21 protein-coding genes are annotated in these 26,303 nt (G+C 66.2%); 7 read left to right on the top strand and 14 right to left on the bottom strand.

The annotated features are described in order from the left end of the window. Positions 1 to 2: 2 nt before the first annotated feature. The 8 genes from GcLGCM259_RS02940 to betT form a co-directional block, all read right to left on the bottom strand. Complete coding sequence (locus GcLGCM259_RS02940; protein ID WP_138925710.1) at positions 3 to 1,283, bottom strand: ABC transporter permease; 1,281 nt, start codon at positions 1,281 to 1,283, stop codon at positions 3 to 5. Continuing rightward, the gene (locus GcLGCM259_RS02935) at positions 1,283 to 2,488 is read right to left on the bottom strand and encodes an ABC transporter permease (RefSeq protein WP_391495653.1); all 1,206 of its coding nucleotides are present in this window, start codon (positions 2,486 to 2,488) and stop codon (positions 1,283 to 1,285) included. Before GcLGCM259_RS02935 ends, GcLGCM259_RS02940 begins: the two co-directional genes overlap by 1 nt. Before the next feature lie 14 nt (positions 2,489 to 2,502). Then, positions 2,503 to 4,044 carry an ABC transporter ATP-binding protein gene (locus tag GcLGCM259_RS02930; protein WP_138173566.1) on the bottom strand — a complete coding sequence of 514 codons (1,542 nt, stop codon included), beginning with the start codon at positions 4,042 to 4,044 and terminating at the stop codon, positions 2,503 to 2,505. A 120-nt stretch (positions 4,045 to 4,164) separates the two neighbouring features. Then, complete coding sequence (locus tag GcLGCM259_RS02925) at positions 4,165 to 5,253, bottom strand: BMP family lipoprotein (RefSeq protein WP_138173564.1); 1,089 nt, start codon at positions 5,251 to 5,253, stop codon at positions 4,165 to 4,167. Between the two features lie 273 nt (positions 5,254 to 5,526). After that, positions 5,527 to 6,729 carry an amidohydrolase gene (locus GcLGCM259_RS02920; protein ID WP_138925709.1) on the bottom strand — a complete coding sequence of 401 codons (1,203 nt, stop codon included), beginning with the start codon at positions 6,727 to 6,729 and terminating at the stop codon, positions 5,527 to 5,529. A gap of 189 nt (positions 6,730 to 6,918) precedes the next feature. Then, the gene (locus GcLGCM259_RS02915; protein ID WP_138925708.1) at positions 6,919 to 8,505 is read right to left on the bottom strand and encodes a GMC family oxidoreductase; all 1,587 of its coding nucleotides are present in this window, start codon (positions 8,503 to 8,505) and stop codon (positions 6,919 to 6,921) included. Positions 8,506 to 8,737: 232 nt separating this feature from the next. Next, on the bottom strand, positions 8,738 to 10,276 hold the full coding sequence (locus GcLGCM259_RS02910; RefSeq protein WP_138925707.1) for an aldehyde dehydrogenase family protein: 1,539 nt from the start codon (positions 10,274 to 10,276) through the stop codon (positions 8,738 to 8,740). After that, on the bottom strand, positions 10,273 to 12,435 hold the full coding sequence (gene betT, locus GcLGCM259_RS02905) for a choline BCCT transporter BetT (protein ID WP_138925706.1): 2,163 nt from the start codon (positions 12,433 to 12,435) through the stop codon (positions 10,273 to 10,275). The genes GcLGCM259_RS02910 and betT overlap by 4 nt, the downstream gene beginning before the upstream one ends. A 514-nt stretch (positions 12,436 to 12,949) precedes the next feature. Between betT and GcLGCM259_RS02900 the strand changes: the two genes are divergently transcribed. Continuing rightward, the gene (locus GcLGCM259_RS02900; RefSeq protein WP_138925705.1) at positions 12,950 to 14,896 is read left to right on the top strand and encodes a penicillin-binding transpeptidase domain-containing protein; all 1,947 of its coding nucleotides are present in this window, start codon (positions 12,950 to 12,952) and stop codon (positions 14,894 to 14,896) included. Positions 14,897 to 15,040: 144 nt separating this feature from the next. On the opposite strand, the gene GcLGCM259_RS02895 is transcribed toward GcLGCM259_RS02900, so the two are convergent. After that, complete coding sequence (locus tag GcLGCM259_RS02895) at positions 15,041 to 16,150, bottom strand: mannose-1-phosphate guanylyltransferase (protein ID WP_138925704.1); 1,110 nt, start codon at positions 16,148 to 16,150, stop codon at positions 15,041 to 15,043. Between the two features lie 345 nt (positions 16,151 to 16,495). On the opposite strand from GcLGCM259_RS02895, the gene sdhC reads away from it, so the two are divergent. From sdhC to GcLGCM259_RS02865, 6 genes are all read left to right on the top strand, one after another. After that, entirely contained in the window at positions 16,496 to 16,831 is a 336-nt protein-coding gene (gene sdhC / locus GcLGCM259_RS02890; protein ID WP_396278593.1) for a succinate dehydrogenase, cytochrome b556 subunit, read from the top strand. 3 nt (positions 16,832 to 16,834) lie between these two features. Then, positions 16,835 to 17,284: a succinate dehydrogenase hydrophobic membrane anchor subunit gene (locus GcLGCM259_RS02885; RefSeq protein ID WP_138173550.1), complete on the top strand. Its 450-nt coding sequence runs from the start codon at positions 16,835 to 16,837 to the stop codon at positions 17,282 to 17,284. 46 nt (positions 17,285 to 17,330) lie between these two features. After that, a complete protein-coding gene (gene sdhA / locus GcLGCM259_RS02880; RefSeq protein ID WP_138925703.1) occupies positions 17,331 to 19,118 on the top strand; it encodes a succinate dehydrogenase flavoprotein subunit in 1,788 nt (595 codons plus the stop codon). Then, a complete protein-coding gene (locus GcLGCM259_RS02875) occupies positions 19,118 to 19,900 on the top strand; it encodes a succinate dehydrogenase iron-sulfur subunit (protein ID WP_138173546.1) in 783 nt (260 codons plus the stop codon). Before sdhA ends, GcLGCM259_RS02875 begins: the two co-directional genes overlap by 1 nt. Before the next feature lie 198 nt (positions 19,901 to 20,098). Continuing rightward, on the top strand, positions 20,099 to 20,554 hold the full coding sequence (locus GcLGCM259_RS02870) for a Fur family transcriptional regulator (protein WP_246049721.1): 456 nt from the start codon (positions 20,099 to 20,101) through the stop codon (positions 20,552 to 20,554). A gap of 32 nt (positions 20,555 to 20,586) precedes the next feature. Then, entirely contained in the window at positions 20,587 to 22,062 is a 1,476-nt protein-coding gene (locus GcLGCM259_RS02865) for a catalase (RefSeq protein ID WP_138173544.1), read from the top strand. A 178-nt stretch (positions 22,063 to 22,240) separates the two neighbouring features. Here GcLGCM259_RS02865 and GcLGCM259_RS02860 read toward each other — a convergent pair whose 3' ends face one another. From GcLGCM259_RS02860 to GcLGCM259_RS02840, 5 genes are all read right to left on the bottom strand, one after another. After that, complete coding sequence (locus GcLGCM259_RS02860) at positions 22,241 to 22,783, bottom strand: 2'-5' RNA ligase family protein (protein ID WP_138925702.1); 543 nt, start codon at positions 22,781 to 22,783, stop codon at positions 22,241 to 22,243. A 2-nt stretch (positions 22,784 to 22,785) separates the two neighbouring features. Continuing rightward, positions 22,786 to 23,808 (bottom strand): tryptophan--tRNA ligase, encoded by a 1,023-nt coding sequence (gene trpS, locus GcLGCM259_RS02855; RefSeq protein ID WP_138173540.1) that lies wholly within the window; start codon positions 23,806 to 23,808, stop codon positions 22,786 to 22,788. A gap of 13 nt (positions 23,809 to 23,821) precedes the next feature. Next, positions 23,822 to 24,664 carry an exodeoxyribonuclease III gene (locus GcLGCM259_RS02850; RefSeq protein ID WP_138925701.1) on the bottom strand — a complete coding sequence of 281 codons (843 nt, stop codon included), beginning with the start codon at positions 24,662 to 24,664 and terminating at the stop codon, positions 23,822 to 23,824. A gap of 65 nt (positions 24,665 to 24,729) precedes the next feature. Next, positions 24,730 to 25,233: a hypothetical protein gene (locus tag GcLGCM259_RS02845; RefSeq protein ID WP_054821660.1), complete on the bottom strand. Its 504-nt coding sequence runs from the start codon at positions 25,231 to 25,233 to the stop codon at positions 24,730 to 24,732. Between the two features lie 99 nt (positions 25,234 to 25,332). Then, positions 25,333 to 26,208: a GAP family protein gene (locus tag GcLGCM259_RS02840; RefSeq protein WP_175419303.1), complete on the bottom strand. Its 876-nt coding sequence runs from the start codon at positions 26,206 to 26,208 to the stop codon at positions 25,333 to 25,335. Positions 26,209 to 26,303: the final 95 nt, after the last annotated feature.

Raw genomic sequence — 26,303 nt, 5'->3', positions numbered from 1 at the left:
GGCTACTCCTTCGTGTACGGTTCGCCCACCGCGGCCGGGCCGCGGGAGCGGCCCACCAATCCGGCCACGGCGAAGATGGTCACCAGATAGGGCATCATCGCCATGAACTGGCTGGGCACCGGGGTGCCGATGATCGTCAGGGTCACCTGCAGGTTGTCGGCGAAGCCGAACAGCAGGGCCGCCATGAACGCGCCGATCGGGTTCCAGCGCCCGAAGATCACCGCGGCCAGGGCGATGAAGCCGCGCCCGCCGGAGATCTCCTTGGTGAAGGAGTCGATGGCCACCAGGGTGAAGAAGGAGCCGCCGATGCCGGCCACGATCCCGCCCAGGGTGACGTTCCAAAAGCGCATCACGTTGACCTTGATGCCCAGGGTGTCCGCGGCCTTGGGATGCTCGCCCACCGCCCGCACACGCAGGCCCCAGCGGGTCTTGTACAGCCCGAACCAGACCAGGAACACCGCGATGTACATCAGGTAGCCGACCACGGACTGCTTGAACAGGATCGGACCGATGACCGGGATGGCGCTCAGCCCGGGAATCTCGATGATCGGCAGGCGCCCGGGCGAGTTGAACAGTTCCGGGTCGCGCTGCATCACCGTGGTGAACAGGAACCCGGTCACCCCGGAGACCAGCACGTTCAGCACCACGCCGACGATGATCTGGTTGACCAGGTACTTGATGGAGAACAGCGCCAGGATCAGTGAGACCAGGGCCCCGGCCACACCGGCGGCAACCAGCCCGGCGAACACGTTGCCGGTGGTGGAGGCAACGATCGCGGCGGTGAAGGCGCCGGCCAGCAGCTGGCCCTCAATGGCGATGTTCACCACGCCCGACCGCTCGCACAGCACTCCGGACAGCGAACCGAAGACCAGCGGCACGGCCAGCACCACGGCCCCGGCCAGCAGGGAGGCCAGCGAAATGGTGGTCACGTTAGCCCCGGAGACCACCCAGACCAGGAACGAGAGCACGAACAGGACCGCGAAGACGATCACGATCCAGCGTTCGGTGGCCAGCCCCTGCCTGCGCCGCACCCAGGAGTAGACCGCGCCGGCCGCCAGCAGCACGCCGATCACCAGGTTGGTGGCCTGGCCCGGGAAGACCAGGGTGGGCAGTTCGAACGCGTCCCCGGCGCTGGAGAGGCGGAAGTGCGCGGCCTCGCTGCTGCCCAGCAGGCCAAAACCCACCAGCACCAGCACGGCAATCACCGACAGGAACACCGGGGTCTTGATCGGCACCGCCGGACGGGTGGGCAGCACGGAGGTAGGCAAAGTCTGTGCGGTCATCAGGCACCAGCCTTAGTCGAAACGGGACGCTTGGAGGACGCGGCACGCGCGCGCTTCTTCTTGTTCAGGCCGAAGATCGCCTTCACCAGCGGCGGGGCGGCAATGAACAGCACGATCAGGGACTGGACCACCAGCACGATGTCGATCGGGGTGCCGGTGGAGATCTGCATGTTCACCGCGCCGGCGCGGAAGGCGCCAAAGAGCAGCCCGGCAAAGAACGTGCCCCATGGGGTGGAGCGGCCCAGCAGCGCCACGGTGATCGCGTCAAAACCCAGCGACCCGGCGATCCCGGCGGTGAGCACCTTCTCGGTGCCCGCCACCTGCGCCACGCCCGCGGCCCCGGCCAGCGCCCCGGCCAACGCCATCGCCAGCATGGTCGCGCGGGCCACGTTCACCCCGGCGGTCTGCGCGGCGGCCGGGTTGTGCCCCACCGCGCGCAGCTCAAAGCCCAGCGTGGAGCGCTTGAGCAGCCAGGCCACGAAAATGGTCAGCGCGATCGCCATCAGGAACCCCAGGTGCAGCCGGGAACCGGGCAGCGCCGGGAAGACGGCGGTGGAATCAAGCACCGGGGAGATCGGGTTGGTGCCTCCGGGGCGGCGGAACGCCGCGGTGTTCATCAGGTAGTCCAGCAGGTACAGCGCCACATAGTTGAACATGATCGTCAGGATCACCTCGTGCGCGCCGGTGCGGGCCTTGAGCACGCCCACCAGCCCGCCCCAGATCGCGCCGCCGAGCAGGCCGAAGATGATCACGACCAGCAGGTGCAGCACGATCGGCAGGTGCCAGGCGAACCCGGCGTAGGCGGCCATCGTCGCGCCGATGATGATCTGCCCCTGCGCGCCGATGTTGAACAGCCCGGCCCGGAAGGCCAGCGCCACGCCCAGCCCGGCACAGATCAGCGGCGTGGAGACGGTCAACGTCTCCAGGAACGGGGCGAAGCCGCGCGCCGAGTTGTAGATCGAGCCGTTGAACAGCGCCACATAGGATTCGGTGCCCGCATGCCACAGCGCGGAGAGGAAGTCGGTGGGCCGGGCGAAGAAATACCCGGCGGTCTTGATGACCTTCTCGTCGGTCACGGCAATCAGCAGCCCGCCGATCACCAGGGCCACGATCACCCCCAGCACCGAGACCATGCCCGGGCCCTGGGTGATCTTGCGGAACAGGTCGTTGCCCTGCTGCGCGGCGCCGCCGTTGGGCGGCTGCACGGTCTTGGTCTGGCTCACTGGCCTTCTCCTTCCGCCTGGTGTTGCGCCATGGCTTCCTCGGCCGATACCCCGGCCATCATCAGTCCCAGCACCTCGCGTGGGGTTCCGGCCGGCACGATCCCGTTGACCCGGCCCTTGTAGAGCACCGCGATCCGATCGGCCAGCTCCATCACCTCATCCAGCTCGGTGGACACGATCATCACCGGGGTGCCGGCGTCGCGTTCGGCCACGATCCGCCGGTGCAGGAATTCGATCGAGCCCACATCCACGCCGCGGGTGGGCTGCGAGGCGATGAACAGCTTCAGCGGGCGGGAAAGCTCGCGCGCCATCACCACCTTCTGCTGGTTGCCTCCCGAGAGGCTGGAGGCCGGGTTCAGCTGGTTGTCGGTGCGCACGTCGAAGTCCTGGATCTGCTTGGCGGCATTGCGCCGCAGCTCGCCCAGGTTCATCGACACCCCCTTGGCGAAGGGGGCACGGTCGTACAGGTCCAGCACCAGGTTCTCCTCTATGGAGAACTCGGCGACCAGCCCGTGCACGGAACGGTCCTCGGGCACGAAGCCGACCCCGGAGCGCAGCACCTGCTTCACGCTCTGGCCGATCAGCTCCTTGCCCTGCAGCTTCACCGAGCCGCCGGTGACCGCCTGGGTGCCCAGGATCGCCTCGGTCAGTTCGGTCTGGCCGTTGCCCTGCACGCCGGCCACGGCCAGGATCTCGCCCTGGCGGATGTCGAAGGACACCTGGTCCAGGGTGGTGGTGCCGGCCTCGTCGACGACGGACAGGTCGCGCACCTGGAAGGTCGCCTCCCCGGGCACCGCCGGCTCCTTCTGCAGGGTCAGCTGAACCGAGCGCCCCACCATCAGGTTGGCCAGTTCGGTGGTGTCGGTGTCCGGTTCGACGCTGCCCACGACCTCGCCGCGGCGGATCACGGTGATCACATCGGAGACCGCCTTGACCTCGCGCAGCTTGTGGGAAATGAACACGATCGAGGTGCCGTTGGCCTTGAGCTGGCGCATGATCTCCAGCAGCTCGTCGGTTTCCTGCGGGGTGAGCACCGCGGTGGGCTCATCCAGGATCAGCACCTTGGCCTCGCGCACCAGCGCCTTGATGATTTCCACGCGCTGCTGCACGCCCACCGGCAGGTCCTCCACCAGCGCGTCCGGATCCACGTGGAAGCCATAGCGTTCGGAAATCTCCCGGATCTTGGCCCGGGTGACATCCAGGTCCAGCACGCCGGCGGCCTTGGTGGCCTCCGAACCCAGCGCCACGTTCTCGGCCACGGTGAAGACCGGGATCAGCATGAAGTGCTGGTGCACCATGCCGATGCCCGCGGCCATCGCGTCGCCCGGGCCGCTGAACTCCACCGGCTGGTCGTCGACCAGGATCTGCCCCTCGGTGGGCTCGTAGAGCCCGTAGAGCACGTTCATCAGTGTGGATTTGCCGGCGCCGTTCTCGCCGAGCAGGCAGTGGATTTGCCCGTCATCGACCACCAGGTCTATGCCCTTGTTGGCATAGAAGGAACCGAAGGCCTTGGAGATTCCCCGCAGTTCGAGTTTCACGATCCCACCATCTTTGGTTGTTTGGGTTCAGGTTGGACACAGTCATGGAGCGCACCAGCCGCGCACCGCTCGGGCGGTGAGCGGTGGCACGCTCCATGACGGTTAGGGGTGTTGTGGCCCTTACTTGGGGCTGGCTTGGGATTCGACCTTCAGCTCGCCGGAGATGATCTGCTGCTTCAGCGCCTCCACCTCGGACTTGGTCTCGTCGCTGACCTCATCTTCGAAGTTGTGGAACGGGGCGATGTCCACGCCGCCGTTCTCCAGGGTGCCCACGTACGGGGTGGCGTCGAAGTTGCCCTCGGTGTCTTCCTTGATGACGTCCTCGACGGCCTGGTCCATGGTCTTGATGACCGAGGTGAGCATGACGTCCTTGTAGTCCGGAGCGGTTTCAAAGCCGTCGGAGTCAACCCAGACGAGCTTGACGTCCTTGCCGGCCGCATTTTCTTCCTTCACCGCGGCGCCGGAGCCCTTGCCGACCGGCCCGGCGACCGGCATGATCACGTCAGCACCCTGGCTGATGAAGGTCTTGGTGACCTGCTTGCCCTTGTCCTGCTTCTCGAAGTCACCGGTGAAGGTGCCGTCCTGCTTGTCCTTGTTCCAGCCCAGCAGCTTGACGTTCTCGCCCTTGTCCTTGTTGAACTTCTCCACGCCGTCGGCAAAGCCGTCCATGAAGATGGTCACGGTCGGCAGCTTGATGCCGCCGTAAGTGGCCACGGTGCCGGTCTTCGAAGTGGCAGCGGCGACATAGCCGGCCAGGAACGCGGCCTGGGCGGTGTCGTAGATGATCGGCTTGACGTTCTCGATTTCGTTTTCGTACTGGAAGTCAACGATCGCGAAGTGCTTGTCCGGGTTCTCCGCGGCGGCCTTCTCGGTGGCGTCACCCAGCAGGAAGCCGATGGTCACGGTCATGTTGCAGCCGGCGTTCATCATGCCCTGCAGGTTTGTGGCGAAGTCGGCGTTGGACTTGGATTCGGCTTCCTTGGCCTGGATACCCAGGTCCTCTTCGGCCTTCTTCAGGCCGCGGTAGGAGGACTCGTTGAAGGACTGGTCGTCGAAGCCGCCGGAGTCCGAGACGATGCAGCCGGTGTAGTCCGAGTTGTCGGCGTTGGCGCCGCCTTCTTCCGGGGCCTGGCCACAAGCGGAAAGGGCCAGTGCAGAAATACCGAGCATGGCAGCGGCCACACTGGCCTTACGCGATGCGAAGCGCATGTAATCCTCCATAGAGCGTTGCGAGATATCCGGGAGGCCAGGCACCTGTAACCCAGCGGAAAACTACTTTGCCGTTCGCTGCGCCAGTGCTAACGATCCCATCGTTTCCATAGCCTATATGAGATCAGGCACAGGTACACCGGCTGGAGATTACAAAGCGGTAACTTGCAACACATTCACGGCAAGCGCTTAACGTCAAAGGCCACGTCAGAGCGTTTTACGTCATTGTCAAAGATCCGCTAAAAATTTTCGCTCGGGCTGGGCGCAGAAGCACTAGTCAAGGTCGGCAATCGCGCGCAGACACGCACCGACCATCACCGAGGCCCCCACCCCGATGCATCGCTCATCGGGAATATAGTCCCCACGGTGCAGATCAAACGTCTCCCCGCCCGGGGTGCGGGTGCCCAGGCGCAACATCGCCCCGGGAACCTTCTGGGTCATCCAGGCGAAGTCCTCCCCGCCCATCGACTGCGGGGTCAGGCCGATGTTCTGCGAGCCGATTTCAAACCGGGCGGCGCTTTCAATCAGCCCGGTCTCCTCGGCCGTGTTCACCACCGGCGGCACCCCGCGGGTGTGCTGCAGCTTGATCTCCACGCCGTAGGGGGCCGAGACCTGGCGGACCGTCTCATCCAGCAGCTGCCCGGCGGCGAACCAGGCCTCCCCATCCAGACAGCGCATGGTTCCGGCCAGGTAGCCGGTGGCCGGAATCGCGTTCGGGGCGCTGCCAGCGTGAATCTGACCCCACACCACCGACACGGCCGAGCGCACGTCGACCTTGCGGCCCAGCACCGCCGGGACCTGGGTGGCAATCTGACTCATCGCAAACACGACGTCCTCGGTCAGGTGCGGGCGCGAGGTATGCCCGCCGCGGCCGTTGACCTCAATGCGGATGGTGTCGCTGGCCGAGGTGATTGCCCCGATGCGGGTGCCGATCTGCCCCACGTCGATGCGTGGGTCGCAGTGCAGCGCCAGGATGCGCGGCACCTCATCCAGCACGCCCTGTTCGATCACCGACAGCGCGCCACCGGGGATCTTCTCCTCCGCCGGCTGGAAGATCACCCGCACGCGGGCATTGAGCAGCCCCTCGTCATCCAGCTTCTTCAGGGTCAGCGCGGCCCCGAGCATGACCGTGGTATGGATGTCGTGGCCGCACGCGTGGGCCACGCCCTCGTTGACCGAGGCGTAGGGCAGGCCTGTTTCCTCCAGCACCGGCAGCGCGTCGATGTCCGCACGCAGCCCGATGGCAAGCTCCCCGCGGCCCACATCGACCCAGGCGCCGGTGTTGTTCATCGGCACCGCTTCCAGCCCGGCGGCCCGCAGCTGGGCCAGGATCATCTCGGTGGTGCGGTATTCGGCGAAGGACAGCTCCGGATTGCGGTGCACGTCGCGCCGGAAGTCGATCAATTCGGGCAGCAGCTGCTCAACCCAGGGCTTGACCGAGGGGATGGTGACATTCCGATACTTCACTGTCCGCATCCTTCGAAGATACGCGTCGGTAGGTCCGCTGGGATAGTTTCTGCGTAATCTTGCAGCGAACCGTGAAACACTGCTGCCCATGCCAGGGCCACGCCAAGGGCTTGCCAAACACCTCGGCCCCCCGCACCGCACCCCAAAAACGGGGGCGACGCGGGGGCCGAGGCGTTGCCGTCCGGCAGCCGGCTCCGGTTAGGAGGCCTGGTCCTCGCGGATCATCTCGGCGCAGCGCTCACCAATCATCATCACGGTGATGTTCGGGTTCACGGTCACCAGTTCGGGCATCACGGAGGCGTCGGCCACGCGCAGACCCTTGACGCCCTTGACGCGCAGTTGCGCATCCAGCGGGGAGAGCACATCGTCATCGGCGCCCATGCGCACGGTGCCGGCAGGGTGGTACACGGTGTTGTGGGTGCGGCGCAGGTAGTCGAAGATCTCCTCGTCGCTCTGCACGTCCTGTCCCGGGTAGAGCTCCTGGCCCGCCCATTCGGCCATCGGGGACTGGGCGACGATCTCACGGGCCTTGCGGATCCCGTAGGTCATCACCTTGCGGTCATGGCCTTCCGGGTCGGTGAAGTAGCGCGGGTCCACCATCGGCTTGTCGCGGAAGTCCCGGCTGCGCAGGCGCACGGTGCCGCGCGACTTGGCGTGGGTGACGTTCGGGGTCAGGCAGAAGCCGTTCTCGGTGCTCGGGTAGCCCTGGCGCAGGGTGTGCATGTCGAAGGGCACCGACCCGTAGTGCATCATCAGGTCCGGGCGGTCCAGCCCCTCTTCGGTGGCGGCGAAGATGCCGATCTCCCACCACTGGGTGGAGGTTTCCACCATGGGCTTCTTGGCCTCCCACTGGATCACGCCCTCCGGGTGGTCCTGCAGGTGCTCGCCGACGCCCGGAGCGTCGACCACGACCTGCACACCCACCTGGGACAGGTGCTCGGCCGGGCCGATGCCCGAGAGCATCAGCAGCTTGGGCGAGTCGATCGCGCCGGCCGAGACGATCACCTCGCGCCGGGCGTTCAGGGTGGTGGTGCGCCCGAACGCGCCCTCCACCACGTCCACGCCGGTGCAGTTGCGCTCGGCGTCGAAGTTCAGCTGGCGCGCCTGCAGGCCGGTGAGCAGGGTGAAGTTCTCCCGGTTCCGGATCGGGTGGATGTAGGAGACCGACGAGGAGGAGCGAGTGCCGTCTTCGCGGCGGTTGATCTGGAAGAAGTTCGCGCCGTTGATCACGGTTTCATCGTTGTTGAACTTCGTCCGGGGCAGGCCGATCTGCTCGCAGGCGTCCAGGATGGCCACGCCGCAGGGGTCCTCGGCCGGAACGTTCATCAGCTTCACCGGGCCGGAATCGCCATGGTGCGGGGCCTCGGGCCCGGCGTCCTCATTGGTTTCCAGCTTCTTGTACAGCCGGTAGGCCATCTGCGAGTTCCACCCGGTGGCGCCGAACTTGCTCTCCCACTCATCCAGGTCCTCGCGCGGGGCCCAGAAGGCGATGCAGGAGTTGTGGCTGGAGCATCCGCCCATCACCTTCGCGCGCGAGTGGCGCATGAACGAGTTGCCGTTCTCCTGCGGTTCGATCGGGTAGTCCCAGTCGTACCCGGACTCCAGCAGCTCCATCCAGCGGTTCAGCTGCAGCACCTCATCGATGCCGCGGTCATCGGGGCCAGCCTCCACCAGCGCCACGCTGACCTCGGGGTCCTCACTGAGTCGGGCCGCCACCACGGCGCCGGCCGATCCGCCGCCGATGATGATGTAGTCGAAGTCGGTTTTTGCACTGTCCTGATGCATCAGTCATTCTCCTCGTCGTTACTGCACGATTGCGTTGCTACACTTCTGCGTTACCTTGCGTTGGCATTGTCCTGCTCAGTGTCTGTGTCTGTGTTTGCGGCCCCGTCCGCCGCCGGGTCAGCGAAGCCGTGCCGCGCCGGTCCGGCACGCACCGGTGGGCAGGGGTCCGGCGCTGCGCCAACTCCCCCGCAGGAGGCTGGCGCAGCGCCGGAACGGGCCGCTTGCGGCTCGCCTACTTGGCGGGGAACCAGCCGGTGACCTGGGGATCCAGGTTGTGGTAGATGTGCTTGGCTTCCTGGTACTCGCCCAGTCCGGTCGGGCCCAGTTCACGGCCCACGCCCGACTGGCCGTAGCCGCCCCATTCGGCCTGCGGCAGGTAGGGGTGGAAGTCGTTGATCCACACGGTGCCGTGGCGCAGGCGGGCGGCGACGCGCTGGGTGCGCGAGGCGTCCTGGCTCCACACCGCTCCGGCCAGGCCGTAGTCGGTGTCATTGGCGATGGCCACGGCCTCATCCTCGGTGCGGAAGGTCTCCACGGTGACCACCGGTCCGAACGCCTCGTCGACGACCACGCTCATCCCGGAGCTGACCTGGTCGATCACGGTGGGCAGGTAGAAGTGCCCGGAGCCCAGGCCCGCGCCGTCCTCGTCGGTTGCGGCCCGTCCGCCGCACAGCACGCGGGCGCCCTCGGCGATACCGGCCTGCACGTAGGCGTCAACCTTGGCCAGGTGCTCGGCGGAGATCAGCGCGCCGGTCTCGGTCCGCTCGTCGAACGGGCCGCCCAGGCGGATCTGCTGGGCGCGGCGCACCAGTTCGGCGGTGAACTTCTCGGCGATGGATTCCTCCACCACGATCCGGGCACCGGCCGAGCACACCTGCCCGGAGTGCACGAACGCGCCGTTCAGCGCGTTGTCCACCGCGGCGTCGAAGTCGGCGTCGGCGAAGATTACGTTCGGGTTCTTTCCGCCCAGCTCCAGCGCCACCTTCTTCACGGTGCCGGCGGCCGCGGCGGCCACCTTGCGCCCGGTGACCAGCCCGCCGGTGAAGGAGACCAGGTCGACGTCGCGGTGCTCGGAGAGGATCGCGCCGGCTTCGACCCCGGTGCCGGTGACCAGGTTCGCCACCCCGGCCGGCAGGCCGAGCTCATCGAGCACCTGCATGGTCAGGATCGCGGTGGAGGGGGTCAGCTCCGCGGGCTTGAGCACGAACGAGCAGCCGGCGGCCAGCGCCGGGGCGATCTTCCAGGCCGCCTGCAGCAGCGGGTAGTTCCAGGGGGTGATCATCGCGGCCACGCCGATTGGCTCATGCACGATCCGGCTGACCACGTTCGCGTCCCCGGCATCCACGATGCGTCCGGCCTGGTTGCCGGCCAGCTTGCCGAAGTAGCGGAAGCTGGCGATGATGTCGTCCATGTCCAGGCGGCCTTCGACGATCCGCTTGCCGGTGTCCAGGGTTTCGGCAAGCGCAAATTCCTCCTTGCGCTCGCTGATCCGGTCGGCGACCTTCAGCAGGAAGTCCCCGCGCTCTCCGGCCGGCACCGAGGACCACACCCCGGAGTCGAAGGAGCGGCGGGCGGCGGCAATCGCGGCCTCGGAGTCCTGCTGGCCGGCCTCGGAGACCGTGGCCACCGCTACCCCATTGGCGGGGCACTGGATGGTGCGGATGCGCCCGGAGGCCGCCTTTTGGAACTTCCCGTCGATGAACAGGGTCGCGCCCGAATGCAGCAACGGGTTTTCGTTGCGGGGAAAGTCGGTGTCCTGTGGCAGGCTCATGCTTGCTCCTTAGTGGTTGAAATCGGTAGGGAGGTGGTGTCGAAGTCCGATTCCCAGTCGGTCTTCGAGACCCCGTTGCTGTTGATCAGGCTGGGCCCCTCGGCCTCGACCTGGGTGGTCAAGAACGTCATGTGCGCCTCGTACTGGTCCAGCACGTCGCAGATCAGCTGATCCTTGTTCAGGCCCATCAGGTCGTAGCCGTGGCTGCCTTCCTGGGAGAAGACCTCGATGCGGTAGTAGATGTCGTTGCCGGCCGAAACCCTGGCGTAGCTGGGCACCGGCATGGCCACCGGGTAGATCTGGTACTTGAAGGGCCGTTCATCCCCGTTGCTGACCACCAGGTCCAGCGAATCCAGCTCCAGGTGCTCCACCCGTTCGATATCCAGTGCCACTTCCGCACCGCGGGCGGAGAACTCCTGGCTGACCTCCTCCAGGGCCGGCAGGGCCACCTCGTCCAGGTAGCGTTTGGTGGCCCGGTGCCCGGGGTAGTTCATGGTCCGGGCCAGGCGCTGCTTCCAGCTGCGCCGGTCGTTGGGGGTGCCGATGCGGCTGGAGAGCAGCTTGTGCATGGTGTGCTTGTAGCTGTTGGCCAGCGCGGATTCCACCCGCAGCGACTTGAACACGCCGAGCATGATGAACACCAGCACGAAGGAGAACGGCAGCCCCATGATCACGGTGGCGCCCTGCAGGGTCGGCACCCCGCCCACCAGCAGCATGCCCAGGGTCAGCAGGCCGGTGGCCAGCGACCAGAACAGGCGCACCGGCTTGGACCCGTCGGACTGCGGGTCGGCCAGGTGGGAGGTGAAGTTCGCCATCACCAAGGCACCGGAGTCGGCGCTGGTGACGTAGAACAGCAGCCCGGTGAAGGTGGCGATCGCCGCGGTGATCGGCGCGCCCGGGTATTGCTCCAGCAGCGAGTAGAACGCCTGTTCCGGGGTGTTCATCGCCACCTCGCCAAACGCCTCATTGCCCCCGCGCACCAGGGCCAGCGCACTGTTGCCGAAGATCGAAATCCACAGCAGGATGAACGCGAACGGCACAACCAGCACGCCGGTGACGAACTGGCGGATGGTCCGGCCGCGGGAGATGCGCGCCAGGAACAGGCCCACGAACGGGGCCCAGGCGATCCACCAGGCCCAGAAGAACAGGGTCCAGCTGTTCAGCCAGTCATCGGGGCGGTCGAAGGCGAAGGTGTCCAGCGCCATCGACGGGAAGCGCGAGAGCGTGTCGCCGATGTTGGTGATAATCCCGTCGAAGAGGAACGAAGTGCTGCCGGCCACCAGCACGAACACCATCAACGCGATGCACAGCAGCACGTTCAGCTCGGAGAGCCGCCGGATGCCCTTCTCCACTCCGGTGAGCACCGAGATCGTGGCCATCAGTACCGCGATGACGATCAGGATGATCTGCCACATGGTGTTCTCCGGGATGTCGAACATGAAGTTCAGCCCGAAGTTCAGCTGGGCGACGCCGATGCCCAGCGAGGTGGCGATGCCGAAAATCGTGCCGAGCATCGCGGCGATGTCCACCGCATGCCCGATCCAGCCGTGGATCCGGTCCCCCAGCAGCGGGTAGAGCGCCGAGCGGATCGACAGCGGCAGGTTGTGCCGGTAGGAGAAGTAGCCCAGGGCCAGGCCGATCAGCGCATAGAGCCCCCAACCCAGCAGCCCGTAATGGAACAGCGTCCACACCACCGCCTGGCGTGCGGCCTCCACGGTGGAGCCCTCCCCGCGCGGCGGTGCCAGGTACTGGGTGACCGGTTCGGAGACCGAGAAGAACATCAGGTCGATGCCGATGCCCGCGGCGAACAGCATCGCCGCCCAGGTGAACAGGTTGAAGGTGGGCCGGGAGTGGTCCGGGCCCAGCCGGGTCTTGCCCACCTTGGAGATCGCGATCCCGATGACGAAGACCAGCACCGCCACGACGATCAGCGTGTAGTACCAGCCGAAGGTGTGTCCGATCCAGGTCACGCACGCGGTAATGACCACGTCGGCCGATTCCCGGTCGATGATCGCCCACAGGGCAATGGCCAGCACCAGCAGCGCCGAACCGTAGAACACCACCCGGTTGACCCGGGTTTTTGGTGGGGGCGCCTGGTCCGCAGGCGGAGTTTCCCCGCTGGTCTTGGGTGGTTCAGGGGTTGTCGTAGGGGCAGTCATGGCCAGTGAGCCTACCAATGAGTAATAAATAGGGCGAGAAATGCACCACAATTCCGCTTGAAGCTTCATGTTTCAACTATTCTTCGAGCCTAGTCACAGGGATTTGCGATTCAGATTTGAGAGTTGATGCACGTTCGGCCGGGACTGGGGCGAAAATCACCGTGCGCCGCCTCTTGCGCGGCGCCGCAAGACGTGTCCTTTTAACCCTTGAATTTGGGCGAGCCAGTGATGTTCCGAACGGCCTTTTTAAGCCGTTCCACGATACCGGATCCCTGCGCCTTTAACACTGCCGGAAATGGCGTCAAGAACCCATTGCTGCCCCGGCCGGTCCAAACCTCCGCGCAAGGGATTAACGCACCCCGAATCCTGGCCGCCCATTGCGGCCAGCTATATGCAACGTTGCCGGTTTTACGCCAGCGGATCGCCACCGCCATTAACTCCGGCCATGTCCGGATGCGCTTTGGGTTTCCTTAACCAATTGCCTGCAACACCCTGGGGTGAATACGATGGCGCCATGCGACCCGTTCTCCGCCCCTTGGGCGCCCTGACCACCGCCGCCCTGCTCGCGGCCACCCTCACCTCCTGCAGTGAATCCACCCCGGAGGTCAAGCCGGCCGCCGAGGCGCTGAGCGCGGCACTGGAATCCGACGACTTTTCGCAGGTGCCCTTGGCCGCCGGTGCCGATACCGAGCAGGTCAGCCAGGTCGTCAAGGAAACCTTCCGGCGCATGGACGGGATCGGGCACACGCACACCGTGCAGTCGGCCGAGGTGGACGAGGAACCCCAGGGTGAGCAGAAGACCGCGACCGCGGTGATCAACACCGTATGGGACGTCGACCCAGGCGAGAACGACCTGAGCTACCAAACCAACGCGGTCTTTGAGTACGACCAGGACGCCCAGGACTGGAAGCTGCGCTTCGATCCGGCCGTCCTGGCCCCAGGCCTGGAGGAGGGCGACTACCTGGCCGCCCGGAATACCGCGGCGCAGCGCGGCGACATCCTCGGGGCGAAGGGCGCCAAACTGGTCACCGACCGTCCGGTCGTGCGCGTGGGCATCGACAAGACCCGCGCCGAGGCCTCCGAATGGGAGGACTCGGCCCGGGCCCTGGCCAAGCTGGTGGACCTGGATCCCGATGACTACGCCAAGCGGGTCGCCGCGGCCGGGGAACGGGCCTGGGTCGAGGCGATCGTGTTGCGCGATGACGCCGAGCGTGAGGCGACCGATGAAAAGATCAACGCCATCCCCGGGGCGGTCGCCACCCCCGATGAGCTGCCGTTGGCCCCCACCCGCGGCTTCGCCCGCCAGCTGCTGGGCACCGTGGGCCAGGCGACCGCGGAAATCATCGAGAAGTCCGAGGGCAAGGTCAAGGCCGGGGACCAGGTGGGACGCTCCGGCCTGCAGGCCCAGTACAACCAGCTGCTGGCCGGCACCGCCGGCACCACGGTGGCCAGCTACAACTCCGAGCACGAGCAGCAGGACGAACTGTTCAGCAGCGAGCCGGTCAACGGCAAGGACCTGGAGCTGAGCCTGGATCCGAAGCTGCAGCAGCTGGCCGACTCGGTGGTCGCCGACACCGTCTCCCCCGCCGCGCTGGTCGCCGTGCGCCCCTCCGACGGGGCCGTGCTGGCCGCCGCCTCCGGGCCGGAAGACAACGCCTACAACACCGCGCTGCTGGGCAAGTACGCCCCGGGGTCCTCCTTCAAGGTCATTTCCGCGCTGGCGATGCTGCGCGACGGGGCCACCCCGGGCACCAAGGTCGACTGCCCCGCCACCACCACCGTGGATGGCAAGGCCTTCAAGAACTATGACGGCTACCCCTCCAGCGCGCTGGGCCAGCTGCCGCTGTCCGAGGCCCTGGCCCAGTCCTGCAATACGGTCTTCGTTGAGGCCGGGGCGGACCTGGGCTCCTCCAAGGTCGCCCAGGCGGCCGGCTCGCTGGGTTTGAACGCGCAGGATTCCACCGGCGCCAACGCCTTCCTCGGCACGGTGCCCGATGATTCCAAGGGCACGGAGCTGGCGGCCAACATGATCGGGCAGGGGGTGGTGCAGGCTTCCCCGCTGGGCATGGCCACGGTGATGGCCTCGGTGGTGGCCGGTGAGACCGTGCACCCGCAGCTGGTGCTCACCGACGCGCAGGACCAGCAGGACGCCGGGCAGTCCCAGCAGCCCAGCCCCTCGACGCAGGCCACCGAGCTGAGCGAGGATGAAGCCAAGCAGCTGCGCTCCATGATGGGCGAGGTCGTGGACCACGGCACCTTGAAGCAGCTGAATTCGGTGCCCGGCGGCACGGTGATCGGCAAGAGCGGCACCGCGGAGTACGACGCCGAACGCAACGCCCACGCCTGGGCCATTGCCGGGCAGGGCGACCTGGCGATCGCGGCCTTCGTCGAGGAGGGCGAGGGCGGCGCGCAAACCGCCGGGCCGCTGGTGCGCGAGTTCCTCACCGAGCTGCCGCGCTAGGGCGCTGCCGCAGGCAGCCGCCGGCAATGACAGATCGCGGCCCCGGGGATGATCCCCGGGGCCGCGATTCGCATCTTCATCGGCAGCGTGCCTGTTTTGCGCCGCAGCCCCGCATCGACCACCGGGACGGGGCGCTGGCTGCGGCTACAGCACGTCCGTGGCGCCGTCCTTCTTCAGCTGCTCCACGGTCTGCTTGACCTGCTGCGCATGTTCCTTCGTGGTCACCAGCAGCGCATCGGCCGTGTCCACCACGATCACGTCATCGATGCCGATCAGCGCCACCACCCGCGGATTGTCCCCGTACACGACCCCGGAGGCGTTGTCCGAGTAGACCCGGACCTTGTCGCCCAGGATCGTCACCCCGGTTTCCTCGCTGGCCTTGTTCAACCGCCCGATCGCGGCGAAGTCGCCCACGTCGTCCCAGTTGAAGACGCCGGGAATGACCGCGACGTCCCCGGCGGCGGCCGCCGGCTCGGCAACCGCGTAGTCGATCGCGATCTTCGGCAGCCCGGGCCAGACTTCCTCCATGACCGCGTCTCGCTGGTCGGTGTCCCAGGCGGCGGCGATGCGCATCAGCCCGGCATGCAGGTCCGGTTCGTTGGCCTGAAGGTGCTGGAGCATCAGCGAGACCGGGGCGACGAACATGCCCGCGTTCCACAAAAAGCCGCTGGCCAGGTACTGCCGGGCGGTATCCGCGTCGGGCTTCTCCACGAACTGGGCAACCTCGCGGGCGGTGGGAGCATGCTCGATCTCCAGCGGCAGGCCGGTCTGGATGTACCCGAACCCGGTCGACGGGTGGGTGGGGTGGATGCCGATGGTCACGATCTTGCCGGTGGCCGCGGTGTGGATGGCCTCGCGCACCGCCTCCTGGAAGACCTCCACCGGACCGATGACCTGGTCGGCGGCGAAGGAGCCCATGATGATGTTCGGGTTGCGGCGGTACAGGATGGCCGCGGCCAGCCCGATCGCGGCGGCCGAATCACGCGGCTCCGGCTCCAACACCAGGTTCTCGTCGCAGATCTCGTTTAGCTGGCTCAGCACGGCGCCACGGTGCGCCCGGCCGGTCACCACCATAATCCGCTCACTGGCCAGCGGCACCAGGCGGTCGTAGGTGGCCCGGATCAGCGTGGAGCCCGAGCCGGTCAGATCGTGCAGGAACTTCGGGGCCGACGCCCGAGACAATGGCCACAGCCTGGTTCCGACTCCACCGGCCGGAATGACGCCATGGAAACGCGCTAGCAGGTCTTCATTCACAACAGCAAGACTAGTTCATTGGCCCATCCGCGCCCGGCTTGAACGCGTCAATGCACGTTGGATTTAGCGCACATTTCCGATAATTAGAACATTGAAAAATGCCCTAATCCACGGGCATTTGTGGCCATTCGGCGCAATATTCACCCCTATCGGTGAACCTGCTCACACAAAATAATCAGAACATAGAACACACCGGCACGAGTGGTTTAGACTCGGGCAAGGAACGCTCGCACAAGTGCGTCACATTTCATTGTGTGCAAGATACACATGCGCCGTTGCGAGTCTTGGAGGTTTAGTTCAGTGTCGAAGACTTCGTCAGGCACCCTCTACCGCGGCCGTGAGGGCATGTGGTCATGGGTGGGACACCGAGTCACCGGTGTCGTTATTTTCCTTTTTCTCTTGGTGCACGTGCTTGATACTGCACTCGTCCGCGTCGATGCCAGCGCATACGACGCCGTTATCGGCACCTACAAGAACCCGTTGATGGCCCTGGGCGAGACCGCCCTGGTTGCCGCCATCCTCTTCCACGCCTTTAATGGCCTGCGCGTGATCCTGGTGGACTTCTGGAAGCAGGGCACCAAGTACCAGCGCCAGCTGCTGTGGGGCGTGCTCGGCCTGTGGGTCGTCGTCTTCGCCGGATTCGCCATCCGCCACCTGTCGCTCGCCTTCGGAGGTCACTAAGCCATGAGTGTCGATATTCAAGCTCCGCGCAGCAGCCAGCGCATGGACCCGAAGTACATTCGCGGTCCGAAGTCGCGCGGCAACTTCGAAATGCTCGGCTGGCTCTTCATGCGCCTGTCCGGCGTGGTCCTGGTCGTGCTGATTTTCGGTCACCTGATCGCCAACCTTATTGTTGGCGACGGCATCAACGCCCTGTCCTTCGGCTTCGTGGCCGGCAAGTGGGCCTCCCCGGTCTGGCAGTTCTGGGATCTGGCCCTGCTGTGGCTCTCCATGCTGCACGGCACCAACGGCGTGCGCACCATCATCAACGACTACGCCGAGAAGCACGCGACCCGCACCTGGCTGAAGGGGCTGCTGTACGTGGCCACCATCTTCATCCTGGTCCTCGGCTCGCTGGTGATCTTCACCTTCGATCCGTGCGTGGCCAACAGCCCGCTGCCGCAGTGCGCCTAATTGCGCGCCACACCGCAATAGATTTCTAGAAAAGAGAGCCTCAAGAATGCAGGTACATAAGTACGACGTCGTCATCGTCGGTGCCGGCGGCGCGGGGATGCGTGCCGCGATCGAATCCGGCCAGCGCGCCCGTACCGCAGTGCTGACCAAGCTTTACCCGACCCGCTCGCACACCGGTGCGGCCCAGGGTGGCATGTGCGCGGCACTGGCCAACGTTGAAGAAGACAACTGGGAATGGCACACCTTCGACACCATCAAGGGTGGCGACTACCTGGTGGACCAGGACGCAGCCGAGATCATGGCCAAGGAAGCCATCGACGCGGTGCTGGACCTGGAAAAGATGGGTCTTCCCTTCAACCGCACCCCGGACGGCAAGATCGACCAGCGCCGCTTCGGCGGGCACACCCGTGACCACGGCAAGGCTGCCGTGCGCCGCGCCTGCTACGCCGCGGACCGCACCGGTCACATGATCCTGCAGACCCTGTACCAAAACTGCGTGAAGCACAACGTCGAGTTCTACAACGAGTACTACGTGCTGGACCTGCTGCTGGTTGAGGAGGACGCCTACCGCGAGGACGGCACCGCCTACAAGCAGAAGCGCGTGGCCGGCGTGGTCTCCTACGACCTGGCCACCGGCGAACTGCACGTATTCCAGGCCAAGAGCGTGATCTTCGCATCGGGCGGTGCCGGCAAGGTCTTCAAGACCACCTCCAATGCCCATACCCTGACCGGTGACGGCATGGGCATCGCCTTCCGCCGCGGCCTGCCGCTGGAGGACATGGAGTTCTTCCAGTTCCACCCGACCGGCCTGGCCGGGCTGGGCATCTTGCTGACCGAGGGTGCCCGCGGTGAAGGCGCGATCCTGCGCAACTCCGACGGTGAGCGCTTCATGGAGCGCTACGCACCGACCATTAAGGACCTGGCCCCGCGCGACATCGTCGCCCGCGCCATGGCCAACGAGGTGCGCGAGGGCCGCGGCTGCGGTCCAAACAAGGACTACGTGCTGCTGGACCTGACCCACCTGGAGCCGGAGCACATCGAATCCAAGCTGCCGGACATCACCGAGTTCGCCCGCACCTACCTGGGTGTGGAGCCGTTCACCGATCCGGTCCCGGTGTACCCGACCGCGCACTACGCCATGGGCGGCGTGCCGACCAACATCAAGACCGAGGTGCTGCAGGACAACGACACCGTCGTCCCGGGCCTGTTCGCCGCCGGTGAGGTCGCCTGCGTGTCCGTGCACGGTTCGAACCGCCTGGGCACCAACTCGCTGCTGGACATCAACGTCTTCGGCAAGCGCGCCGGTGTGGCCGCGGCCGAATACGCCAAGGACGCCGACTTCGTCGCCCTGCCGGAGGACAGCGAGCAGTTCGTCATCAGCCAGATCGGCGCGCTGATGGACTCCAACGGCACCGAGAAGGTCGCCGAGCTGCGTTCGATCCTGCAGGAGACCATGGACAGCAACGTCCAGGTGTTCCGCGACGAGCGTTCGCTGAAGGAGGCCCGCGACGTGATCGAGGACCTGCGCATGCGCTACAAGAACATCGGCATCCAGGACAAGGGCAAGCGCTTCAACCTGGATCTGCTCGAAGCCATCGAGCTCGGCTTCCTGCTGGACCTTGCCGAGGTCATGACCGTGGCAGCCCTGCACCGCAAGGAATCGCGCGGCGGCCACTACCGCGAGGACTTCCCGGACCGCGATGACGAGAACTTCATGAAGCACTCGATGTCCTACCGCGACGCCGATGCCGTCACCGAGGACATCAAGGGCATCCGCATGGAGACCAAGCCGGTGGTCTTCACCCGTTACCAGCCGATGGAGCGTAAGTACTAATGAGCACCGAACAGCCAGAACCAGCATCAAAGATCGAGCTGAAGCCCGGTGTCGGCGGCGGCGGAGAAATCCCTACCTTCAACATCACCCTGCGTGTTCGCCGTTACCTGCCCGAGAGCAAGTCCGAGGCCTACTGGGAAGACTTCAAGCTGACCATGTACGGCACCGACCGCGTGCTGGACGCCCTGCACAAGGTCAAGTGGGAGCACGACGGATCGCTGTCGTTCCGCCGCTCCTGCGCCCACGGCATTTGCGGCTCCGATGCCATGCGCATCAACGGCCGCAACCGCCTGGCCTGCAAGACCCTGCTCAAGGACCTGGACACCTCCAAACCGATCACCGTTGAGGCGATCAAGGGCCTGCCGCTGGAGAAGGACCTGATCGTGGACATGGAGCCGTTCTTCCAGTCCTACCGCGAGATCATGCCGTTCCTGATCAACAACAGCCACGAGCCGACCCGTGAGCGTTTCCAGTCCGTCGAGGACCGTGAGCGCTTCGACGACACCACCAAGTGCATCCTGTGTGCCGCGTGCACCAGCTCCTGCCCGGTGTTCTGGACCGATGGCCAGTACTTCGGCCCGGCCGCGATCGTCAACGCCCACCGCTTCATCTTCGACTCGCGTGACGAGGCTGGGGACATGCGCCTGGAGATCCTGAACGACAAGGAAGGCGTGTGGCGCTGCCGCACCGTCTTCAACTGCACCGAGGCGTGCCCGCGTGGCATCCAGGTGACCAAGGCGATCGCCGAGGTCAAGCAGGCCATCTTGTCGCGCACCATCTAATCCAGCTGCCCGACGGCACCTTAGGGGCCCCGAACCACTTCGGTTCAGGGCCCCTTTGCCGTCCCCTCCCCCGCCCGGCGCCGGCTCCCCAAAGGTGCCGCTACCGCAGGGCGGACCCGGCAGGAGCACATTAGTCTCCCAGCGAAAATCCATCCCGCGCTTATTTTGAACTATTCAAGTTTGTGGCATGATAGAGATATGGCACACGATCAGACCGACGCTTCGCATGCACGCTGGGCCGAGCCCCTGCGCGCCGCGGGCCGGCGTGTGACCAAGCAGCGTGTGGCCGTCCTGGACTGCGCCACCCGCCACCCGCATTCCACCGCCGATGAACTGCACCGCCACGCCCAGCAGGAGATCCCCGGGATCGCGCTGGGCACCGTGCACACCGTGGTGAACGACCTGGCCAGCTCCGGGCTGCTGCGTCGGCTGGATGTGCCGCATGCGGGGGCACGCTACGAAACCCGGATCACCGACCACCACCATGCCGTCTGCACGCAGTGCGGACTCGTCGAGGATGTCGCGCTGCCCACCACGGCGCCGGCCTGCCTGGACCCCAACATCGTCCGCGGGATGAAAATCTCCGTGGCTGAAGTCCTCTATCACGGGACCTGCGCCAAGTGTGCGGCGTCCGCTGGACTGAACCTTCCCTGACCACCTAGCCGGATCCAAACAAAGGAGAGCACATGGCTGCCGAAAACAACGGTCACCACACCGGTTCGACCACTCAGGCTGGCATCCCAGCCGTCAGCGACCGCAACTCGCTGACCGTGGGTGCCGATGGCCCCATCGTGCTGCACGACCACCACCTGGTCGAGACCCTGCAGCACTTCAACCGCATGAACGTTCCGGAGCGTCGTCCGCACGCCAAGGGCGCTGGCGCCTTCGGCGAATTCGAGACCACCGAGGACGTCTCGCAGTACACCAAGGCTGCACTGTTCCAGAAGGGTGTCAAGACCGAGACCCTGCTGCGTTTCTCCACCGTGGCCGGTGAGCTCGGCTCCCCGGACACCTGGCGCGACGTGCGCGGCTTCGCCCTGAAGTTCTACACCACCGAAGGCAACTTCGACCTGGTAGGCAACAACACCCCGGTGTTCTTCCTGCGTGATCCGATGAAGTTCCCGCACTTCATCCGCTCGCAGAAGCGCCTGCCGGATTCGGGCCTGCGCGACGGCACCATGCAGTGGGACTTCTGGACCCAGAACCCCGAGTCGGCCCACCAGGTCACCTACATCATGGGTGACCGCGGCCTGCCGAAGACCTGGCGTGAAATGAACGGCTACGGCTCGCACACCTACATGTGGGTCAACGAAGCCGGCGAGAAGTTCTGGGTGAAGTACCACTTCATCAACAAGCAGTCGGACAAGTTCGAGACCATCGACGGTGCCGAGGCCGAGCGCCTGGCCGGTGCGGACGCCGAGTTCCACCGCCGCGACCTGTTCAACGCCATCAAGGAAGGCAACTTCCCGCAGTGGGACCTGTACATCCAGGTCATGCCGTATGAAGAGGCCAAGACCTACCGCTACAACCCGTTCGACCTGACCAAGACCTGGTCGAAGAAGGACTACCCGCGCATCAAGGTCGGCACCCTGACCCTGAACCGCAACCCGGAGAACTTCTTCGCCGAGATCGAGCAGGCCGCCTTCTCGCCGGCGAACATGGTTCCCGGCATGGGCATGAGCCCGGACAAGATGCTGCTGGGCCGCAACTTCGCCTACGCGGATGCCCAGCGCTACCGCATCGGCACCAACTTCCAGCAGCTGCCGGTCAACCGCCCGAAGGTTCCGGTGCACAGCTACAACTTCGAGGGCAACATGTGGTACGAGCACTCCGGTGCCCGCAGCTACTACGTCCCGAACTCCTTCGGTGATTCCTGGAGCGATGAGACCGGCCCGGTCGACAACTCCTTCGAATCCGATGGAGACCTGGTGCGCTCGTCCTACACCCTGCGTGAGGACGATGGCGACTTCGTGCAGCCGGGCATCCTGGTGCGCGAGGTCATGGACGACGAGCAGCGTGCCCGTCTGGTGCAGACCGTCACCGGCGCCCTGGAGGGCGTCATCGAGCCGGTTCTGTCCAACGCCATCCAGTACTGGAAGAACATCGACGAGAACGTCGGCTCGCAGATCGAGTCCAACGTTCGCGCGAAGGCGACCGTCTAGGACCCTGCCTGCGGGCAACGGTCCAGGGGCCGGCCCCGGGCGCTGCGTGCGCTAGGGCGTGAAAAAACCTCCGTGGTGCTGCTGCACTGCGGAGGTTTTTTTGCCTTTCGCGCCACCGCCGGGCAATGCACGGCAGCGGTGCCTTCCGTGCGGATTGGCCGGGATCGGCGGGTCGTGCCTAGCCCAGCAGCGCCAGCTGTTCGCGCAGCTGCCAGGTGCCGGCGTGCATCGCAAAGAGCTGCACCTGGTCCACGGTGAAGCGCAGCTCCACCCCGGACAATGCGTGCAGGGCCGCGTCCAGTTCGGCGTCGGTGACGTTCTGGGCGATCGTCAGGTGCGGGTGGTACTCGAAGGGCGAGTCGTGGCGCAGCGGGCCGTGCAGCAGCGCCTGGTGCAGCTGCCGGCAGGCGTCCAGCCCCTGGCGCAGCGGCAGGTACACCACCGGGCTCAGCGGCCGGAAGGAGATCGCCGCTCCCAGCTGCACGGTGAACGGGGGCTGCGCGGCGCAGACCCGGTGCAGGTGCTGCGCCGCGTCCTGCCAGCTGGCGCCGCCGTTCAGCGACCCGGTGACCAGGGTGACGTGCGGTTCGATGAGCAGGCTGGCCTGGCCCCCGTAGCTGGCCCGCCAGTCGCGCAGCTGGGTGCGCGGCGGTTCGGGCACCGGGATGACGACCCCCAGCGTGTACTGGGGGTCCTCAGGCGGGACCGGGTGCGGCTGCACCGCTACCGCAGGCTTCCCAACGGCGGCAGGAAACCGACTTTCTCGTACACGTCGGCCACGGTGCGGCTGGCCACCTCACGGGCCTTGTTCGCCCCGGTCAGCAGCAGTCGGTCCAGCTCGGCCGGGTCATCGAGCAGCTCCAGGGTGCGTTCGCGGATCGGGGTGAGCCGTTCGACCACCGCATCGGCCACGGCGACCTTCAGGTGCCCGTACATCTTGCCCTCGAACTCGGCGACCAGCTGCGGCACCGGTCGCTCGGTGACCGCGGCCAGGATGTCCAGCAGGTTCGAGACCCCGGGCTGGTTTTCCTTGTCGTAGGCGATGACCGTGCCGGTGTCGGTGACCGCGGACTTAATCCGCTTGGCGATCAGCTTCGGCTCATCGAGCACGTTGATCAGCCCGTTGGGCGACTCCGCGGACTTGGACATCTTCGCGGTGGGGTTCTGCAGATCGTAGATCCGCGCCCCCTCGGCCGGGATCTGCGCCTTGGGCACCACGAACGTCTGCCCGAAGCGGTGGTTGAAGCGCTGGGCCAGGGTGCGGGTCAGCTCCACGTGCTGGCGCTGGTCATCGCCCACCGGCACCCCTTCGGGCTGGTAGAGCAGGATGTCCGCGGCCATCAGCACCGGGTAGGTGAACAGCCCGACGCTGGCGTTCTCGGTGCCGCCCTTGGCGGTCTTGTCCTTGAACTGGGTCATTCGGCTGGCCTCACCGAACCCGGTGATGCAGTTGAACACCCAGGCCAGCTGGGCGTGCTCGGGAACCTGGGACTGGACGAAGAGGGTGGACTTCTCCACGTCGATGCCCCCGGCGATGAACTGGGCGGCGGTCTTGCGGGTGCGGGCCTGCAGGTCCGCCGGGTCTTGGGCGACGGTGATCGCGTGCATGTCCGGGATGAAGAAGAACGCGTCGTACTGATCCTGGGTCTTGACCCAGTTGACCAGCGCTCCGAGGTAGTTGCCCAGGTGCAGGGAGTCGCCGGAGGGCTGCATGCCCGACAGGACGCGGGGACGGGTGGTGCTCATGAGATTTCGATCCTTAGAACTGGTAGTCGACGACCAGCGGTGCGTGGTCGGAGAAACGCAGGGCGTATTCGCTGGCACGGTCCACGTGGGCCTTGATCGCCTTGGCGGTCAACTCCGGGGTGGCCATGTGGTAGTCGATGCGCCAGCCGGCGTTGTTCACGAACGCCTGTCCGCGCCAGGACCACCAGGTGTAGGGGCCCTGCTCGTCACCGGCCAGGGTCCGGGCCACGTCCATGTAGCCGATCTGCTCGCCGAAGAAGCCGTTGAAGTAGGCGATCTCCTCGTCCAGCACCCCGGCACGCTTGTTGTGGTTCGGCTTCCAGTTCTTGATGTCGCGTTCGGTGTGCACCACGTTCAGGTCGCCCACGACCAGCACATGGTCCTTGGTGGACTTCAGCACCGGCAGGTGCTCGGTCATCCGCTGCAGGAAGCGGTACTTGTCCTCCTGCTTGGGGGTGTTCAGCTCCCCGGAGTGCACGTAGGCGGAGACCACGCACAGCGTCGAGCCGTCGGCCATGGTGAAGTCCGCCTCCACCCAGCGTCCGGACTCGGCGAAGTACTCATCGCCAATGTGCTCGCGCACCGCCACCGGCTCGGCGCGGGAGAGGATCGCCACCCCGGCGCGGCCCTTGTCCTTGGCCTCGGCATGCAGGATGTGCCAGCCCTCACCCACCAGCTCGCGCAGGATCTTGTCCGGTGCGCGCACTTCCTGCAGGCACAGGATGTCCACGTCGCGCGCCGCAATCCAGTCCGCCATGTTGCGGCGGTAGGCGGCACGGATGCCGTTGACGTTCACCGAGGCCACACGCACGGCGCCGGCATTCTTGTTCAGGATTTCCGAGCTGGTAGGTATCACGGTTCCACCTTACAAAACGACAGCGCAACGCCCGGGCAGGACGCTGCGCTGTGCGGTAACAAAAACTAGTCGATGATCTCGCCGTCGATCGGCTGCTCATTGGGTTTCATCATGTCCCGGGCGTTGGCAGCGGTCATGTTGATGGTGTCCAGGGCCCGGTCGATCATGGCGCGCGACTCGGGACCGGCCTTCTCCAGCTCCTGCTGGATCACCCCGGCCTGCACCTGGACGATCTTGAAGGAATGGTCCAGCTTCATGTCGCGCTGGCTGGTGGCCTCATCGATCACGACGGTGGAACCACCCTTGGCCCGGTCGGCCACGGCCACGGTGGCCTCACGCAGCGAGGTGTTGATCCGGTCCGCCCCACGCTTGAGCCCGAACACCAGGAACGCCGAGAGCAGCAGCCAGCCTCCGGAAATGACGACCACGAACCACCCGACGATCTGGTTCGAGTTGGCGGCGAAGATGACCGCGACCAGGAGGATGATGAGCATCACGCCCATGGAGACTGTGGACGCGTTCAGCGTCAACTTCTTCCCGCGTGATGCGTTGCTGCCTAGAGATTCCATGCCCCCATTCTCCCATCGGTTCGCGGCGGCCACCAACTTTCGGCCCGTCGCTTCGCCCACAGCGTCAGGCCCGCCGCCGGCACAGGTACCCAGGCGGGCTCAGAACGGCAGGATCCCCTCCAGCAGCCGGCGCAGCCCGCCCCACAGCCCCTGCCCGTCGGGCCGGGGTGAGAAGGCAAAACGCACCAGCAGGAACCCGACGATGCCCACCACCCAGGCCCCGGTCTCCGCCGCGTAGCGTCCCAGCTTCGCCCCGACCCGCTGCAGCCACCGGTCCATGCGCGATCCGGCCAGGCGCCGCACCGCGACCAAGCCCAGGGCCGGCAGGATCATCACCAGGCAGTAGACGCCCAGCACGGCGCCCTGCACGAGGCCGCTCCAACCCAGCGTTCCCATCAGCCCCAGGGCCCCCAGGTAGGGCAGCATGGTCGGCACCTCCAGCAAACCGGCCAGCAGGGCCAGCACGATCACCCCCGCCCAGGAATCCAGTGCGGCGCCCAGGTGCCGGCGCAGCCGGGCGGGCACCGCCTGGTCGTGGGCCACCGCCGTCGTCCCGGGCTTCGCCGCAGGTGCCGGCTCCGTGCCCGGTGTGCGGCCGGCGGCGTGTTCAGCCGGGGCGGGCGGTGTGGGGCCTTGCGGGGACCCGGCGGCATCCTTGCCCGCCGGTTTGCTCAGCAGCGCCCAGGTGAGCATGGCCCCGCCCACCAGCAGCGCGAGCATCCGCAGCAGCGGGGCGTCGAAGAACCCGTCCGGCAGCAGCTGGGTGCCGGCCAGCCAGCCGGCCCGCAACCCCAAGCCCAGCAGCCAGTAGAAGACGGCGATGATGCCCAGGTAGGCCAGTACCTTGGGAATGGCGCGGCGGTAGTCGCGGCGCAGCAGCAGCCAGATCGGGATCACCAGGGTGCCGATGCTGGTGGCGTCGATGAGGGCAAGTACGGCCAGCGCGGCGGCCGGTGCCTGTTGCATAAAGTCCATGCCATCGAGCCTGCCAGTGGGCGGGAACGGGCACATCGGGCATCGGTCCACGCCGGTGTCCTACCTTTGGGGGACGGCAGCGGCCGGGCCGGTGG

It is taken from the genome of Glutamicibacter creatinolyticus (assembly GCF_006094275.1).
GTDB classification, from domain to species: domain Bacteria; phylum Actinomycetota; class Actinomycetes; order Actinomycetales; family Micrococcaceae; genus Glutamicibacter; species Glutamicibacter creatinolyticus.
Note: the sequence above shows the minus strand (reverse complement) of the source record. Positions and strands in the feature narration are given on the sequence as shown.

Excerpts from the sequence above, each read along its gene's own strand:
- GcLGCM259_RS02900 (WP_138925705.1), top strand. The coding sequence starts at position 12,950 with ATGCGACCCGTTCTCCGCCCCTTGGGCGCCCTGACCACCGCCGCCCTG.
- GcLGCM259_RS02920 (WP_138925709.1), bottom strand. The coding sequence starts at position 6,729 with ATGCGGACAGTGAAGTATCGGAATGTCACCATCCCCTCGGTCAAGCCC.
- GcLGCM259_RS02875 (WP_138173546.1), top strand. The coding sequence starts at position 19,118 with ATGAGCACCGAACAGCCAGAACCAGCATCAAAGATCGAGCTGAAGCCC.
- GcLGCM259_RS02870 (WP_246049721.1), top strand. The coding sequence starts at position 20,099 with ATGGCACACGATCAGACCGACGCTTCGCATGCACGCTGGGCCGAGCCC.
- sdhC (WP_396278593.1), top strand. The coding sequence starts at position 16,496 with ATGTGGTCATGGGTGGGACACCGAGTCACCGGTGTCGTTATTTTCCTT.
- GcLGCM259_RS02915 (WP_138925708.1), bottom strand. The coding sequence starts at position 8,505 with ATGCATCAGGACAGTGCAAAAACCGACTTCGACTACATCATCATCGGC.
- sdhA (WP_138925703.1), top strand. The coding sequence starts at position 17,331 with ATGCAGGTACATAAGTACGACGTCGTCATCGTCGGTGCCGGCGGCGCG.
- betT (WP_138925706.1), bottom strand. The coding sequence starts at position 12,435 with ATGACTGCCCCTACGACAACCCCTGAACCACCCAAGACCAGCGGGGAA.
- GcLGCM259_RS02845 (WP_054821660.1), bottom strand. The coding sequence starts at position 25,233 with ATGGAATCTCTAGGCAGCAACGCATCACGCGGGAAGAAGTTGACGCTG.
- trpS (WP_138173540.1), bottom strand. The coding sequence starts at position 23,808 with ATGAGCACCACCCGTCCCCGCGTCCTGTCGGGCATGCAGCCCTCCGGC.
- GcLGCM259_RS02940 (WP_138925710.1), bottom strand. The coding sequence starts at position 1,283 with ATGACCGCACAGACTTTGCCTACCTCCGTGCTGCCCACCCGTCCGGCG.
- GcLGCM259_RS02925 (WP_138173564.1), bottom strand. The coding sequence starts at position 5,253 with ATGCGCTTCGCATCGCGTAAGGCCAGTGTGGCCGCTGCCATGCTCGGT.
- GcLGCM259_RS02840 (WP_175419303.1), bottom strand. The coding sequence starts at position 26,208 with ATGGACTTTATGCAACAGGCACCGGCCGCCGCGCTGGCCGTACTTGCC.
- GcLGCM259_RS02910 (WP_138925707.1), bottom strand. The coding sequence starts at position 10,276 with ATGAGCCTGCCACAGGACACCGACTTTCCCCGCAACGAAAACCCGTTG.
- GcLGCM259_RS02865 (WP_138173544.1), top strand. The coding sequence starts at position 20,587 with ATGGCTGCCGAAAACAACGGTCACCACACCGGTTCGACCACTCAGGCT.
- GcLGCM259_RS02885 (WP_138173550.1), top strand. The coding sequence starts at position 16,835 with ATGAGTGTCGATATTCAAGCTCCGCGCAGCAGCCAGCGCATGGACCCG.